Below are 14791 nucleotides of genomic sequence, written 5' to 3' on the forward strand. Positions count from 1 at the left end.
ATGAGTTTTGTGGCGCGCAGGCCGCGGTTTGACCAATTGCACGCGAACGGACCCGGCGCGCGCAAGCGCGATCAGGGCGGCGGCGGGTTGACGGTGACGACCACGGTGGCTGCTGCGGTGCCGCCGCGGCCGTCGTCGACGCTGTAGCCGACGTTGAAGGTGCTGAGCACGGCGACGGTCGGTGCGGTGACGCTGACGAGTCCGGCGGCGTTGACCGTGGCGCTCGGCAGGCCGCCGGCGCTGGTGATCGTGTAGCTGAGCGTGTCGCCGTCGGGGTCGGTCGCGTTGTCGGCGACGCTGACCGCGCCGCTGGCACCGCTGGCGAGCGTGATGGCGTCGTCAGTGGCGGTGGGCGGCTGGTTCGGCGGCGGGTTCACCGTGATCACCACGGTGGCCGTGTCCGTGCCACCGCGGCCATCGGACACCTCGTACACCAGCGTCGAAGCGCCGACCCGCCCGACACCGGAACTGAAGACGACCGCGTTGCCCTCGACGCGGGCGCTGCCAAAGGTCGGTCCGGAGACGATGCGGTTTACAAGCAGGCTGTCGCCGTCGGGATCGTCGTCATTCGCGAGCACATCGAGTGACGTCGACTGGCCGGTCACCACGTCGAAACGGTCGTCAACGGCCACCGGGACCCGGTTGATGCCGTCGATGCGCACGGTGAACTCGACGCGGGTCGACTGTGCGGGCAAGGCACCGCTCAGCGCCTGGTCCGTCACTGTCACCGACAGGGTCACCGTGCCGTCGCGGACCGGCTGAATCAGCAGACCCAGTTGCCCGGCCGCGGTGATGCCGCCCCCGACGCGGACCGTGGCGACTGAACTGTCGCTGCTCGACACGCGCGCTTGCAAGGCGCTGGCCGGCGTTTCCTGATCCGAAACTGTCAGTGTCAGCTCGCGCACCGGCACGCTCGTCGGGTTGCCGCTGTAGGTGAACCGTTGCCCTCCCGGGTTGGACGCCGTCGGTGCGTCGTTGACTTCGGCGACGTCGACGCGCACCTCTGTGCTGGCCGTTTCGCCAGCGGGATCCGAGATGGTGACGATGAAACTGTCGCTGCCGATGAAATCGAGGTTGGGCGTGTAGCGCAGCGTGCCGTCGTTGTTGGTGACGACGGTGCCGTTGGCCGGGTCGGTCACGGAGCGGATCGACAGTGAGTCCGATTCGTCGGTCGCGCGCGACAGCACGTCGATGCCCACCGCGGTGTTCTCACGCCCCTGCACCGTGATCACCGCGGGCAAGCTCGGCGGGTTGTTTTGGCCGGTGACGAGGATGCTCACGGTCGTCACCGCGGACGTCAGTTCGCCGTCGGTGGCCCGGTAGCTGAAGGTGTGGCGCCCGCCTGGACCGACGGTGCCGTCTGAGCGGAAGCTGAAGCCGCCCAAGGGGTTCAAGGCGAACCCCGGATAGGGTGTTTCGACGAGTTCGGCGTGCAGGCAATCGGGCCCAGTGTTGCTGGCGCTGCCAGCGTCGAAATCGTCGGTGTCGTTAGCGAGCACGCCGTCGCCGGAAACCACGTTGCAGGCCTCGTCGTAGCGTTGGTCGGTGCGTTCGAGCGTGCCGTTGTAGACCACTTGGTAGGCCGTGTCAGCTTGTGCGATCGGCGCGGTGTTGACCGCCACCATGCACAGGTCGACTTCGCGCACGTCTTCGGCGCCGGTCTGGTCCTGGACTTCAATGAGGTAGCGCTGCGCCACGGACCGCGTGAGTGCCGGGATCGAGGCGACGAACTCGTTCGGGTTGGTGGCGTCCTGCGCGAAGGCAACGGAGCATTGCTCGGCCGTGATGTAACCGACGCAGGCTGCCGCAAGGTCGGCGGCGCTCTCGGCCGGCAGGAACTGTTCGGCGCAGGCGCCCGCGACGGACGGCCCCGATCCGGTCAGGGTGAAGCGGGCTGACACCGTGTCGTCGTCGCTGACCGGGATACGGGCGGTGTCGCCTTCGGTGTACACGCGCACGGGTTGATCCAGCTGGATCTCGGGCGTGGTGTTGGTCTGCTTGCCGGTGCCGTCGACCCACGAGCAGGCCTGGAGCGTGACGGTGAGCAACAGCACCGTCCACGTGCGCGGGTCCACCAACCGTTCAATCATGCGCTCTCCCCCGGAGCTTGCCAGCACCCCGGCTGTGCGCTGAGCAGCCGTCCAGCCCGGGCGTGACCAGTGTAAACCGTCACGCACGCGCAGGGGATACCGTGGCGTTGCGGCATACAGATGTGTAACGCAAGGCGATTCAAACGGCGAACTCCGCCGTGCCGGGTTGCTTCAGTTGCGCCACACTGGCGCGTTGTCACGGCGGCGCTGCAGTGAAATCGCGCCAGCGGCGCAGCGCGCGCGCCAGGGTGGCGGTAGAGAGCTGCCGCACAGCGGCGTCCTCGTGTGCCAGCGGGGTGATCGTCGCCCGCGCGCCGCTGAGCTGAAGTTCGTGGGCGTTTCCGGTGAACACGGCATCCCGGCCCGTGTCCAGTGCGGCGAGGATCGCGTCAGTGTGGTGCTCGCTGCCCTGGCAGTCGGTTTCCAGGAACGTGGCGAGTGCCGTGTCGGCACCGCCCGCACGCGGCTGGCCGGTTGCGTCACGGTAGAACGTGATGGCGTTGCGTTCGGTCACCGCTGATACACCGGAAAGGCGGTGTTGATATCACCGTCGCGCAAGGTGTAGCCCTGGACATCGAAGCCGAGGCCCGAGGGACCTCGCCAGGGTTGCGCCCGCGGATTCTCGCTGTTTTCGAAAGCGTGCAGGATGATCGACACGACCTCCTGTCGGCTCAGGTCGTCGGGGAAAAAGCTCGAGAACTTTTCCTTCCACCGGTCGCCGTCGCGCACCGCGATGGTCGCGGTGTAGACGCCGTGCCGGTTGGGGCCGTCGCGCACCGAGACCACGCGCGCACCCGCGGGGTCGCTGCCGCCCGGACGCGCGTGGTAACCGGTCGGCTTGCCGCTGCGGTTGATCTCGCCGTCGAACACGTGGTGCAGGTTGATCGCGGGTGCGGTGTCGGACCACTTCGACCCGGAGACGACGCTCGACGTGAGCGCCGGGCCGGTGGCTTGCACCTGTGTCTGCGTGCCCGAGTCGAGCAGCCTCACCAGCTTTTGCGCCTGGTCGGGGTTGACGCCGAGCGCCACCAGCACGAGCGCGCCGAGGCCGAGGGCCAGTTTCTTCAGTTGCATGGGACACGTCGCAAAGCGGAAGAGGGCGATGGTACCACCGCTGATTTGGACAGTGCGGTGCGGCGAGCGGTTACACTTTCGACACGCCCGCGTGTGCGAAGAGAGAGAGCCATGGCCCGTGCGCTGACCCGCACCGTGTTTACCTTGTCCGTCTGTCAGGGACTGATGACCAGCACCAACGCGCTGGTGGTGGCCTGTGCGGCCCTGGTGGGCGTGGCGCTGGCAGATGACCCCATGCTCGCCACCCTGCCGGCCGCGCTCAAGCACATTGCCACGATGGCGTGCGCTGCACCGGCGTCGTTCTTCATGGCGCGCTGGGGGCGCAAGCGTGGCTTTCTGCTCGCGGCGGTGCTGGGTGTGCTCGGCGGTGTGATTGCCTACATCGGCATTGTCGACCGGCATTTCTGGCTGTTCTGTCTCGGCACGGCGCTGTTCGGATTGCACAACGGTTTCGGCAATTTCTACCGGTTTGCGGCGGTCGAGTCCGTGGTCGCCGATGCCCGCAACCGCGCCATTTCCTATGTGTTGGCCGGCGGCATAGTGGCGGCTTTTCTCGGTCCGAATATCGCAGCCCTGACCCGAGAGTCCATCGCCGGCGCCGAGTTTGCAGGCAGCTTTCTGGTTGTCACCGTCACCTATTTGCTGATCGGACTGGCCGTGTCGACACTTGGACACGGCGGTCGTGCCAGCACCGAGAGCAGCCGGGGGGGGCGTCGATTCGCCGAACTCTGGCAAGCACCGGCGATGCGGCTGGCCGTGCTGTCGGCAACGGTGGGTTTTGCCATGATGGTTCTGCTCATGACCGCGACGCCGCTCGCCATGAAGGCGGCCGGGTTCGCGTTCACCGAGATTGCGTGGGTGATTCAGGCGCACGTCGTGGCGATGTTTCTGCCGTCGTTTTTCACCGGCCGGTTGACGGATCGATTCGGCGTGCACCGCGTGATCGCCGCGGGTGCCCTCATCGGCCTCGGCGGTGTGGTGACCGCGCTGACCGGGGAGGGCTTCTGGCAGTACTGGCTCGCGCTGGTGCTGCTCGGTGTCAGCTGGAACTTTCTGTACGTCGGCGGCACCAGCCTCCTGACCACCTGTTATGCACCGGAAGAGAAGGCCACCGTGCAGGGGGTCAATGACCTGATCGTGTTCAGTTCGGTCGCGTGTTGTGCGCTTGCGGCCGGTGCCTTGCACGTGTTGCTCGGCTGGCAAAGCATGCTCTGGCTCGCTGTGCCGGCCTACGTTTGCGTGCTCTGGGTGCTGTCACGCGCACAACCGGCCGCACGCCTGCAACCGTCCTGATCGTGCGCGCGCTGCAGCCGGTTGCCTCGCTGTACGGTTTTTGCTGCAAACGCGGCGTCAGGCCGCTAGAATTTGCGGGTTATAACCGGTGTTTGAGGACAACATGACCGCCGAAACTGACCAGGCCCTGTACCAGTCCGTGCAGCGGAACTACCTGTGGTTCACCTTGGGTTTCTTCATGCCGCTGTTCACCTTGTGGGGCGTCTACCTGTTGTTCACCACGCGCGCGGCTGCGAACGGCACCTGGCTGCAGTCGCACACCGACTTTCAGGTTCGGTTCATCACCGTGGTGACCGGCCTGCTGGCGCTCGGGTTGATCATGCACAGCTGGCAGGCGATCGGCCTGCTGGTCTTCATCGCGTTCTGGGCCTGGTACCTGTTTCGCCTGGCCCGTGGCTGGAGTGCCCTGGGCTACGGCGAGGAAGCCGACGCCGGCTGGATCTGATCCACCGGATTCTCAGCTGCCGAACAACGCGAGCTGCCGCATCGACTGCGGCGCGGTGAAGGCACGGCAGTTGAGCGCGGGCATCCGGCTGTTGTGCGCGATACCCGCCCGTTTGCAGGCGGCGTCGAAGCGGTCCTGAATCAACTGTGCACGCGGGCCTTCTCCGGTCTGGCGGTGGCCGAAGCGGGCGTCGTTCAGGCCGGTTTCACTGCTCGGCCGCACGGACCGAATCGCCTTGAGCACGCGCTCGGCGCGCAGCGGGTAGTGAGCGCGAAGCCATTCGGGGAACAGCGCGCGCAATTCGTGTGGCAGTCTCAGCAGGCCGTAGTGTGCGGCCATCGCCCCGGCGCGGGCGGCGCGCATCACGATCGACTCGATTTCCGATTCGTTGAGCGCCGGAATGACCGGCGACAGGCTCAATCGGGTGGGTATGCCGGCGTCGGCCAAGGTGGCCAGTGTGCGAAACCGCCGTGCCGGACTTGCGGTTCTTGGCTCCATGCGGCGCGAGAGCTCGGTGTCCTCCGTGGTGATGCTGATGGCGGCAGAGACCAGATTGTCGCGAGCGAGGTCCTGCAGCAGGTCGATATCGCGCTCGATCAGCGACGATTTGGTGATCAGGTAGACCGGGTGTCGCGTCTCCACCAACACGTGGAGAATCTGGCGGGTGACCTTGAGTGTGCGCTCGAGCGGTTGGTAGGCGTCGGTGTTCACGCCGAGGGCGAGCGGTGCCACCTGGTAGCGCGGGTTGGCCAGTTCGCGCTCGAGCACGCTCGCGGCATTGCGCTTGGCGTACAGCAGTTGCTCGAAGTCGAGCCCGGGGGAATGGCCGAGAAACGCGTGTGTTGGCCGCGCAAAGCAGTAGACGCAACCGTGCTCGCACCCCCGGTAAGGGTTGACCGAGCGGTCGAAATGGACATCAGGCGAGGCGTTGCGTGAGATGATGCGGCGGGCAGTCTCGTCGCGCCACCGGGTGGCGGTGGGGCGTGAGCGGTCGGTGAACCAGCCATCGTCGACGGCGTGGTGCGTGCGCGTCTCGTAACGCCCGTCGGGGTTGGAGAGTGCGCCCCGACCGGTGATGGGCTGGGAAGTGGCTCTGGACACGGTGGCGCTCCCAAATACTGTATGGATATCCAGTTTATCAGGTGGGGTCGGGCGACGGGATGTTTTTTCTGACGGAGCTTGCCGAACGCAAGATCGCGGAGGCCATCGAACGCGGCGACCCGGCAACCCTCGTCAACACCGGCTCGCCGCTCGATCTGGACACCGATCGGCACGTGCCGAGCGAGGTGCGGGCCCTCTACCGCGTGCTGAAACACGCCGGTGCGGTGCCCGCCGACGTCGCACGGCTGCGCGAGTTGGCCAGGTTGCGCCGTGTGCCGCCCGACGGTCTGCCCCCCGAGCAGCGGCGAGGACACCGGGCGCGCATCGCGGCCCTCATTGTCGCGCTGGACCGGCACCACAACCGCTGAGCAAAACGCCAGTGGTTGTGGCTCGCTGTCAGCCTACCGACACGTCCGGGATCTTCGCGGCCTGCGGCGTAACACCCACTTCACAACGGCACCGGCGAATGCGCTGCGGTTCGCACTGTGCCGCCGAACTGTGATCCGGCGCACACTATGATGTCTCCTCCCAATACTACTGTCGCGGCCACGGCAACTGGCGCGCACCGACGCGGCACACGCGTATTCAGCGGAGATCAACATGACACGGTTCCACAGCCTCGGATTGGCCAGCCTCTTACTCGCAAGCGCGGCAACGGCGGGCGAGCTGAACGTGAAGGTGGTGGACCGTCTCACCGGCTTTCCGGTCGAAGGGGCCTCAGTCTGTCTCGGCACGCAGCAGGACACGGCGCTGTTTGCCGGCGCGCGCACGGACGCTGACGGCGTGGCGCGCCTGCAGGCACCGGTGTGGGCGCACCGGCTGAGCATCTCGCGCGGCGGCTACGCGAACGTCGACATCGAGCAACCGGCTCGCCGCTTCGACCTGCAGCTGGAGCTCGACATGCAGCCCGGCCGCGCCGCGCCGACCTGTCTCGTGAACCCCAGCGCGCTCGCGCCGAGGGCCGGCATCGAGATCACCGGGGTGGACGTCCTGTTGTCCGACAGGGAGAGCGGTCGTGTGGAGATTCAGACGTACACGAGCGGCTACGCACCGACGCACGTGCGTGTGGCCAGCCGGGACGATTTCGCAGGCTCGAGCTGGCAGGTGATCACCAACGGGCGCTCGGTGCACTACGTGCGAAACCTCGATGAAGCCGTCTACGTTCAGGCGCGCCGTCGTGTCGGCGACGACCAGAACCACATCGAGAGTGTCTCGACCATCGTCAACGAAGCGCTCTGACGCGCGCGGTGCACCGGGCGCTCAGGTGTCCGGCAACTGGTCGATCTCGTCCAGGCTGAGGCTGCGCGCCTCGTTCGCGAGCAGTACCGGAATGCCGTCGCGCACCGGGTAGGCGAGGCCGCTTTGTCGGCACCACAGCTCCATCTCGTGCAACACCAGCGGCGCGCGTGACACCGGGCAGCGCAGGATCCCGAGAAGGCGTTTGTCGATCACGGCGAGGCACCGCAGTGTGGGGGCGGCTCAGTATGCCAGAGCGGCCCTGCAGGTGCCTTGCCGGTGCGCCCGGCGGCACTACGGTTCAGTAACGCCGACCGAAAGGGTGGGGTGGTATGATCTCGGCATTATCCTGAAGTGTGCCGAGCGGACCCGGCTTGGCACTGCCGGTGTGTCCATGCCAAACGCCTTGAAAGGCTTCGTCGGTCTGTTGCTGTTGTTCCTGACCTTCATGTTGGTGTCCTGTCCCGCGTTCATCTCCCCGGGTGGCGCGTGAGCCGAGCGCGACGCATCGGCGGCGCGGGACCGGCGGCGGCTCGCGGTAGACGGGTGGGCGCGAAGGGCCTGCTGCTCTACGCGTTGCCGGTGCCGTTGTTGTTTGCTGGCATGATCGCGCTCGCTCGCGGGCTGATCGTGCCGGCCGTTGCGCTCGGTACGGGGTTCGGCCTCTGCATGCTTGCTGCCAACCTGACCCGGCGCGGCATCCAGATCGAGTTGGCCGCCCAGCGACGGAAGATTGTCCGTCGCGCGAGCGTCGTGCCCTACAAGGCGTTCGGCGCGGCGGTGCTGTCGGCAGGGGTTTTCGGTGCTGCCTGGTGGGGCACGGGGTTCGGTGTCGTGCAGTCGCTGTTGTTTGCCGGCGTGGCGGCCATCGGGCACACCCTCCGCTACGGCGCTGACCCGCGTCGGAAGCTGTCCGATGCACCGGCTGTCGGCGTGACGGCAGAGGAAGTGCTGGATGTGATCGACGAGGCTGAAGCGCGCATCGAGTCGATCGAGAGCGTGGCGGCGTCGTTTCGCAACACCGATTTGCGTGAGCGGTTGCACCGTATTGCCGACGGCGCCCGCACGGTCCTCGACATCATCGAGGAAGACCCGCGCGATCTCCGACGGGCGCGCAAGTTTCTCAAGGTCTACCTCGACGGTGCACAACAGGTGACCGCCGGCTACGCCCGCGCGCAAGCCCTCGCGGCCGGCTCGGAGCTGGCGCTGTCGGACAACTTCCGACGTGTGCTGGAAACGATCGAGTCGGTGCTCGAGGAGCAGCGCAGCAAGCTGTTGGAGAACGACCTGCACGACCTCGACGTGAAAATTGAAGTGTTGCAGCTGCAACTGGAAAAAGAGGGCATCGCCTGACGCGCGCGCAGCGCGGCACGGTGCCGAAGCGAGCGGTGTGCCGTCCGCACCCCCCTCGACAACCCACGAACGCACAACAGGATGGAGTCATCTCATGGCTGAGCTCTCGACGGAAACCCAGGGCGCATTGGAACGCGCGTTGAAATCCACGGCTGCAACGGGACTGGACGTCCTCAACGAGCAGCCGATCAGCCTGTCGAATGCCAACGACGAACAACGTGCCGCCATCGACGCGCTGCGCCGCGAGATCGACATGGCCGACAGCAATTCGGTGTTGTTCTTCGGCAGCAAGGCGCAGGAGCAGCTGACCACGGTGTCGGACAGCATGCTCGAGGGCGTGCGCAACAAGGACCTCGGGGCAGCGGGGGATTCGCTCAACGACATGGTCGCCGTGCTGCGGGGTTTCGACGTGGACGGGCTCAAGCCGGACGCGTCGCCGGGGCTGATCGGTCGGTTCATCAACTGGATCCTCGGGCGCGGCAAGCCGATGGCGAAGTTCATCCAGCAGTACGAGACCGTGCGGCCGCAGATCGAGACCATCACGGATACGCTCGAATCACACAAGACGATGTTGTTGACGGACATTGCCTCGCTCGACCGTCTGTACGACGCAAACCTCGATTACTTCCACACGCTCGAGCTCTACATCGCCGCCGGCGAAGCCGAAATCGCCGAGTGTGACGAGGTGACCCTGCCGGCACTCAAGGCCGAGGTCGAGGCCAGTGCCGACGACGTGCTCAAGGCCCAGGAGCTGCGCGACTTGCACGCCCGGCGCGACGATCTCGAGCGGCGTGTGCACGACCTGAAGCTGACGCGCCAGGTTGCGATGCAGGCCCTGCCCAGCATTCGCATGGTGCAGGAGAACGACAAGGGCTTGATCACCAAGATCAATTCGACTCTGGTCAACACCGTGCCCTTGTGGCGCAATCAGCTCGCTCAGGCGGTCGCAATCTTCCGGTCGCAGAAGGTCACACGGGACGTCAAGGCCGCCACCGACCTGACCAACGACCTGCTCGAGAAAAACGCGGAGAACCTGCGCACTGGCAACCGCGAAGTGCGTGAGCAGATGGAACGCGGGGTGTTCGACATGGCGTCGGTCAAGAAGGCGCACGCTGACCTGCTCGCGAGCATCGAGGAGAGCCTGCAGATTGCCGACGAGGGCAAGCGCCGTCGTGCGGAGGCTGAAGTGGAGCTGGGTCGCCTCGAGTCAGAGTTGCGTGATGCCCTGACCAAGGCATCCTCAACGCCGGCGACCGCGGAGCCCGTGGCGTGAGTCTGTTCGACCGACTGTTCGGCGAGTTCGTCGATGTCATCGATTGGATCGATGACAGTCGGGACACCATGGTGTGGCGGTTCCCTCGGCACGGCAACGAGATCAAGTTCGGCGCCAAGCTCACGGTCCGGGAGGGGCAGACAGCGGTGTTCGTGAACGAGGGCCAGGTGGCGGATGTGCTCGGTCCGGGCATGTACGAGCTCGACACCAAGAACCTTCCGCTGCTCTCGACGCTGCAAGCCTGGCCGCACGGCTTCGAGAGCCCGTTCAAGGCCGAGGTGTACTTCTGCAACACGCGCCGGTTTACCGACCTCAAATGGGGAACGCGCAATCCCCTGATGATGCGTGACGCGGAGTTTGGCCCCGTGCGCCTGCGGGCCTTTGGCACGTACACCGTCCGCATCTCCGAACCGAGCCGGTTCCTGCGGGAAATCGTCGGCACCGACGGGGTCTTTTCCGTAGATGAAATCAGCGATCAGTTGCGCAACCTGATCGCCAGCGGCTTTGCCAGCGTGATCGCCTCCTCGGGCGTTCCAGCGCTGGATCTCGCCGCGCATTACCCGGAACTCGGTGGCTACCTGGGCGAGTCGCTCGCGGGGATGTTCGATGAGTACGGGCTTGACGTGCCGCACTTGACGGTCGAGAACATCTCGTTGCCGAGTGCGGTCGAGGCGGCGCTGGACAAACGCACCAGCATGGGCGTGGTGGGCGATCTGGGCCGTTACTTCGATTTTCAGTCGGCGACCGCGCTGGAGGCCGCTGCTGAAAACCCCGGTGGCGCGGCCGGCGCGGGCGTGGGCATCGGTGCCGGTATCGCCATGGGCAGACAACTCGTCGGCCACGGGCCCGCGGCCGTGCCGCCTCCGCTGCCGCGCGCCGCGTTCCACGTGGCGCGCGACGGACAGGCCACGGGACCCTTCGCGCTGGACAGCCTCAAGGCCATGGCCGACGCGGGCGAGCTCGACGCAGCGACCCTCGTGTGGTGCGACGGCATGCCCGCGTGGAAAGCGGCGGCCGACGTGCCTGCGGTGTCGGCGCTTGTTTCCTCGTCGAGTCCTCCACCGCTGCCGCAGTGACCGCAACCCGATGACCGCCAACCGGCAGGCCAGTGCACCTGCGGTCGTCGATGCGCCTGATCGGGGTACACGGTTTCCCTGTGAACAGTGTGGGGCGGTCTTGCGTTACGCTATCGGTACGCGCGCACTGGCGTGCGACTACTGCGGCTTCGAGAACGCGATCGCCACACCGGCACGGCCGATACTCGAGCACGATCTCGCCGATGCACTGCGCGAGCTCGATGTGCCCGTGGTCACCGACCGCAGTGCGACACACGTGCGCTGCGAGAGCTGTGGCGCACGCTTCGACCTCGCTCTCGACACGCATGCAGGCGAGTGTGTGTTCTGTGGGGAACCGGTGGTGCTCGACACCGCATCGGACCGCGCGTTCCAGCCCGAGTCGGTGCTGCCGATGACGGTGGACGAGGCGGCTGCGAAGCGGGCGTGCCAGGCCTGGCTTGGTGGGCTGTGGTTTGCTCCCTCGGCCTTGCAGCGCCTCGCCGAGACCGACCAGCGTTTCAGCGCCGTGTTCCTGCCGTACTGGACCTACGACAGCGAGACATCGACAGCGTACCGCGGGCAGCGCGGGGTGGCCTACACCGAGCGGCGGACGGTCTGGGTGACACGCAAGGGCCGTCGGGTTCGCCAGGTGCGCCGGGTGACCAAGGTCAAGTGGTACCCGGCCAGCGGTCAGGTGCGACGGCATTTCGATGACGTGCTGGTTGGCGCGAGCCGGACGCTGCCGCGCCAGATCACCGACCGCCTTGCGCCCTGGGACCTCGCTGCGCTGGTGCCCTACCAGCCGCACTGGCTCAGTGGATCGCAGAGTGAGGTCTACCAGGTTGCGCTCGACGAGGGTTTCGACATTGCCCAGCGCGTGATGCGCGGCGTTATCGAGGGTGACGTCAAGCGCGACATCGGCGGCGATTTTCAGCGGATCACCTCGCTGCAGACACGCCACAAGGGCGCCACTTTCAAACACCTGTTGTTGCCGGTCTGGATGGCGTCGTATCAGTTTGGCGGGTCGCGCTACCGCTTCTTGGTGAACGCGACCACGGCCAAGGTTGCCGGCGAGCGCCCGTGGAGTGTTGTGAAAATCGGCCTGGCCGTTGCGGTCGGGTGTGCGGCGGCGGCGGGTGGGGCGTGGTTAGCGTACGCCGAGGGCTACTGGCAGCTGGTCTGAGCGGGTGCCGCGCACGCTGCGCGCGTCCGCTGCTCCACGCGTGCACAGCGTTCGAGCAGGCTGGCTTTCAGGCCAGGCGCCGCCAGGCTGTGGATCAGGTGCCAGAACAGCAGCCGCGTGTCTGCGGTACCGGGCCCGGTGTCGACGTCCGCGTCAGCGTGGTCTGCGACCGACAACAAGGCCACCATCGCACGCCCGATCTGCCGACTGTCGCTCTGCACCTCGTCGAGCTCCCCGAGCAATCGGGCGTCGTCCACCCACTCGCAGAACCGACGTGTCAGTCGTTCACGCAAACGGCAATAGGTGTTTGCCGTGGCCGCACCCGGCTCACCGACCGCCCGGATGTGGGGCAGGTACCGGGCGGCGTGCCACAGCACCGAACGCGGTTCCGCCTCGCGCCACAGGCAGGCGGCTTCGAAGGCCGAAATCAGGCGGTCGGTGGGCGAGGTGTGGGGGCGGGTGGCGGTGCGCAGCACGTCGAGCAACCCGCTCAACTCACGGTTCGCCAGCGCCACGATCACGTGTTCGCGGCTTGGAAAGTGGCAGTACAGGGTGCCCTTGGCGCAGTCTGCGGCACGCGCCAGTCGCTCCATCTGGAAGCCCTCGACGCCTACGGCGTTGAGCAGGGAGGTGGCGTGCTCGAGAATCGCGTCGGCGCGCCGTGTGCGCTCGCGTTGCCTTCGATCAGTGGATGTCATCGGTTTCGCACGGTCCGTGTGCGGCTTGGGACCCCGCCCATGGTAGCAGCGTCCTCGGGACGCCTCGCCGTGGCGGGTCACGCGCCCTGCGGTCGCCGCGGCGAGTCCGGCCAACTGGCCGGTTCCGACCCGGCGACGGGGTGCCGGGTTCGGTCGTCGGAGCACACCTCGGGTTGTCTCTTTGCGACGCGCTTCGGCAGTGGCCAGTCGCAGACAGGCAACTCCGACCCGAACCGGCTCCGCATACTTCGCGGGTTCACCATCTGGAGCCAACACATGGCTGGGGATTCACCGCGTCGACGCCGTGGGGCGGGCCGGGCAGAGCGCAAGGCGCGTGCAAGTGCACAGGGGACGGCCACGGCACCGTACATCGTGCGCAAGGTGCCCGCGTACGAGGTGCTCGGCGAAGACGGGCTTGCACAGATCGAAGCCAACGCGGACGCGATCCTCGACGAAGTGGGCATCGAGTTTCGCGAATTTCCCGAGGCGCTCGAGCTGTTTCGCGCCGCGGGCGCACGGGTCGACGGCGAGCGCGTGCACTGCCCGCCCGGCTTGTGCCGGGAGATCATTCAGCGTTCGGCGCCGCGCACTTTCACCCAGTTTGCCCGTAACTCGGCGCGCAGTGTCCAGATCGGGGGTGACGCCACCGTCCTCGTCCCGGCCTACGGGCCACCGTTCGTGTCGGACCTCGACGGCGGTCGGCGGTACGGCACCATCGAGGACTTCCGCAACTTCGTCAAGCTCGCTTACATGGCACCGTCGCTCCACCACTCGGGTGGCACCGTGTGCGAACCGGTCGACCTGCCGGTCAACAAGCGGCACTTCGACATGCTGTACAGCCACATCCGCTACAGCGACAAGCCGTTCATGGGCTCGGTCACGGCACCCGAGCGCGCGCAGGACTCGGTCGACATGGCGAAAATCGCATTCGGCGACGCCTTCCTGGACCCCGACACCGCCGAGCCACGCTGTGTGCTGATCAACCTGATCAACGCGAACTCCCCGATGGTGTTTGACAACACCATGCTCGGCGCGGCCAAGGTGTACGCCGAGAATGGCCAGGCTTGCGTGGTGTCGCCGTTTATCCTGGCGGGCGCCATGTCTCCGGTGACCGTGGCCGGCACGGCCGCGCAGATCCTCGCCGAAGCACTCGCGGGCATGGCGTTCGTGCAGTTGGTCAAGCCCGGCGCACCCACCGTGTTCGGCACCTTTGCGAGTTCGATCAGCATGCAATCGGGTGCGCCGACCTTCGGCTCGCCGGAACCGTCGTTGGTGATGTACGTCGCCGCCGCGTTGGCCCGCCGGCTCGGCGTGCCGTTTCGCTCGGGCGGCGGTCTCTGTGCATCCAAGCTGCCAGATGCCCAGGCGGCCTACGAAGCCGCCAACACCCTGCAAACCGCGATGCTGGCCGGCGTCAATTTCATGCTGCACACCGCCGGCTGGCTCGAGGGTGGACTGGTCATGAGCTACGAAAAGTTCATGATGGACGCAGACCAGGCCGGCATGATTCAGAAGTTCCAGGCCGGCGTTGACCTCAGCGACAACGGCCAGGCCCTGGACGCCATCCGCGAAGTCGGCCCGGGCCAGCACTTTCTCGGCTGTGCCCACACTCAGGCCAATTTTCAGGCCGCGTTCTACAACTCGTCCATCGCCGACAACAACAGCTTCGAGCAGTGGCAGAGCGACGGCAGCCTCGACGCGGCGCAGCGGGCCAACGCCCGTTGGAAAGCCGCGCTCGCGGCCTACGAGCCGCCGCCGATCGACCCGGCCGTGGACGAGGCCCTGCTCGCCTTCATCGCGGAGCGAAAAGCCGCCTTCCCCGACGCGAACTACTGAGCTCGAGTCGCAATTGCAGGCGGTGCTGTTGCCTCGAGCCCGTCGGCGTGTAGCGGGCGCCGAAGTGTTGCTACACTCCGGCGAACGCCCGACACGCGCCCAGTTTGGTTTCAGCCGGTTCTGGCCAGCTGATCGCGTCGGTATCCGGTAACCG

15 protein-coding genes are annotated in these 14791 nt (G+C 66.6%); 9 read left to right on the plus strand and 6 right to left on the minus strand.

Annotated features, from left to right (window positions below):
* Positions 1-71: 71 nt before the first annotated feature.
* The 3 genes from AAGA11_04485 to AAGA11_04495 all read right to left on the minus strand — a co-directional run bounded on the left by AAGA11_04485 (position 72) and on the right by AAGA11_04495 (position 3164).
* Positions 72-2090 carry a tandem-95 repeat protein gene (locus AAGA11_04485; GenBank protein ID MEM9602094.1) on the minus strand — a complete coding sequence of 673 codons (2019 nt, stop codon included), beginning with the start codon at positions 2088-2090 and terminating at the stop codon, positions 72-74.
* Positions 2091-2286: 196 nt separating this feature from the next.
* The gene (locus AAGA11_04490; protein MEM9602095.1) at positions 2287-2604 is read right to left on the minus strand and encodes a hypothetical protein; all 318 of its coding nucleotides are present in this window, start codon (positions 2602-2604) and stop codon (positions 2287-2289) included.
* Entirely contained in the window at positions 2601-3164 is a 564-nt protein-coding gene (locus AAGA11_04495; protein MEM9602096.1) for an EndoU domain-containing protein, read from the minus strand. The genes AAGA11_04490 and AAGA11_04495 overlap by 4 nt, the downstream gene beginning before the upstream one ends.
* 111 nt (positions 3165-3275) lie before the next feature.
* Between AAGA11_04495 and AAGA11_04500 the strand changes: the two genes are divergently transcribed.
* Positions 3276-4457 (plus strand): MFS transporter, encoded by a 1182-nt coding sequence (locus AAGA11_04500; GenBank protein MEM9602097.1) that lies wholly within the window; start codon positions 3276-3278, stop codon positions 4455-4457.
* A gap of 103 nt (positions 4458-4560) precedes the next feature.
* The gene (locus AAGA11_04505; protein ID MEM9602098.1) at positions 4561-4902 is read left to right on the plus strand and encodes a hypothetical protein; all 342 of its coding nucleotides are present in this window, start codon (positions 4561-4563) and stop codon (positions 4900-4902) included.
* Positions 4903-4914: 12 nt separating this feature from the next.
* Here AAGA11_04505 and AAGA11_04510 read toward each other — a convergent pair whose 3' ends face one another.
* Positions 4915-6003 carry a PA0069 family radical SAM protein gene (locus AAGA11_04510; protein ID MEM9602099.1) on the minus strand — a complete coding sequence of 363 codons (1089 nt, stop codon included), beginning with the start codon at positions 6001-6003 and terminating at the stop codon, positions 4915-4917.
* Between the two features lie 59 nt (positions 6004-6062).
* Here AAGA11_04510 and AAGA11_04515 point away from each other — a divergent pair, with 59 nt between their 5' ends.
* Positions 6063-6371 (plus strand): DnaJ family domain-containing protein, encoded by a 309-nt coding sequence (locus AAGA11_04515; GenBank protein ID MEM9602100.1) that lies wholly within the window; start codon positions 6063-6065, stop codon positions 6369-6371.
* 232 nt (positions 6372-6603) lie between these two features.
* Positions 6604-7242, plus strand: a complete 639-nt coding sequence (locus tag AAGA11_04520; protein ID MEM9602101.1) for a hypothetical protein — start codon at positions 6604-6606, stop codon at positions 7240-7242.
* A gap of 21 nt (positions 7243-7263) precedes the next feature.
* On the opposite strand, the gene AAGA11_04525 is transcribed toward AAGA11_04520, so the two are convergent.
* Positions 7264-7455 (minus strand): Trm112 family protein, encoded by a 192-nt coding sequence (locus tag AAGA11_04525; GenBank protein ID MEM9602102.1) that lies wholly within the window; start codon positions 7453-7455, stop codon positions 7264-7266.
* Between the two features lie 273 nt (positions 7456-7728).
* Between AAGA11_04525 and AAGA11_04530 the strand changes: the two genes are divergently transcribed.
* The 4 genes from AAGA11_04530 to AAGA11_04545 all read left to right on the plus strand — a co-directional run bounded on the left by AAGA11_04530 (position 7729) and on the right by AAGA11_04545 (position 12103).
* On the plus strand, positions 7729-8592 hold the full coding sequence (locus AAGA11_04530; protein MEM9602103.1) for a 5-bromo-4-chloroindolyl phosphate hydrolysis family protein: 864 nt from the start codon (positions 7729-7731) through the stop codon (positions 8590-8592).
* Between the two features lie 94 nt (positions 8593-8686).
* Complete coding sequence (locus tag AAGA11_04535) at positions 8687-9865, plus strand: toxic anion resistance protein (protein MEM9602104.1); 1179 nt, start codon at positions 8687-8689, stop codon at positions 9863-9865.
* Complete coding sequence (locus tag AAGA11_04540) at positions 9862-10941, plus strand: SPFH domain-containing protein (GenBank protein MEM9602105.1); 1080 nt, start codon at positions 9862-9864, stop codon at positions 10939-10941. The genes AAGA11_04535 and AAGA11_04540 overlap by 4 nt, the downstream gene beginning before the upstream one ends.
* Before the next feature lie 10 nt (positions 10942-10951).
* Entirely contained in the window at positions 10952-12103 is a 1152-nt protein-coding gene (locus tag AAGA11_04545) for a primosomal protein N' (replication factor Y) - superfamily II helicase (GenBank protein ID MEM9602106.1), read from the plus strand.
* Here the strand turns inward: AAGA11_04545 and AAGA11_04550 are convergent.
* Positions 12085-12801: a TetR/AcrR family transcriptional regulator gene (locus AAGA11_04550; protein ID MEM9602107.1), complete on the minus strand. Its 717-nt coding sequence runs from the start codon at positions 12799-12801 to the stop codon at positions 12085-12087. The two genes, AAGA11_04545 and AAGA11_04550, sit on opposite strands and share 19 nt — an antisense overlap.
* A gap of 276 nt (positions 12802-13077) precedes the next feature.
* On the opposite strand from AAGA11_04550, the gene AAGA11_04555 reads away from it, so the two are divergent.
* Complete coding sequence (locus AAGA11_04555; protein MEM9602108.1) at positions 13078-14637, plus strand: trimethylamine methyltransferase family protein; 1560 nt, start codon at positions 13078-13080, stop codon at positions 14635-14637.
* Positions 14638-14791 lie beyond the last annotated feature (154 nt).

The sequence above is a fragment of the Pseudomonadota bacterium genome (assembly GCA_039196715.1).
Classification (GTDB): Bacteria; Pseudomonadota; Gammaproteobacteria; order CALCKW01; family CALCKW01; genus CALCKW01.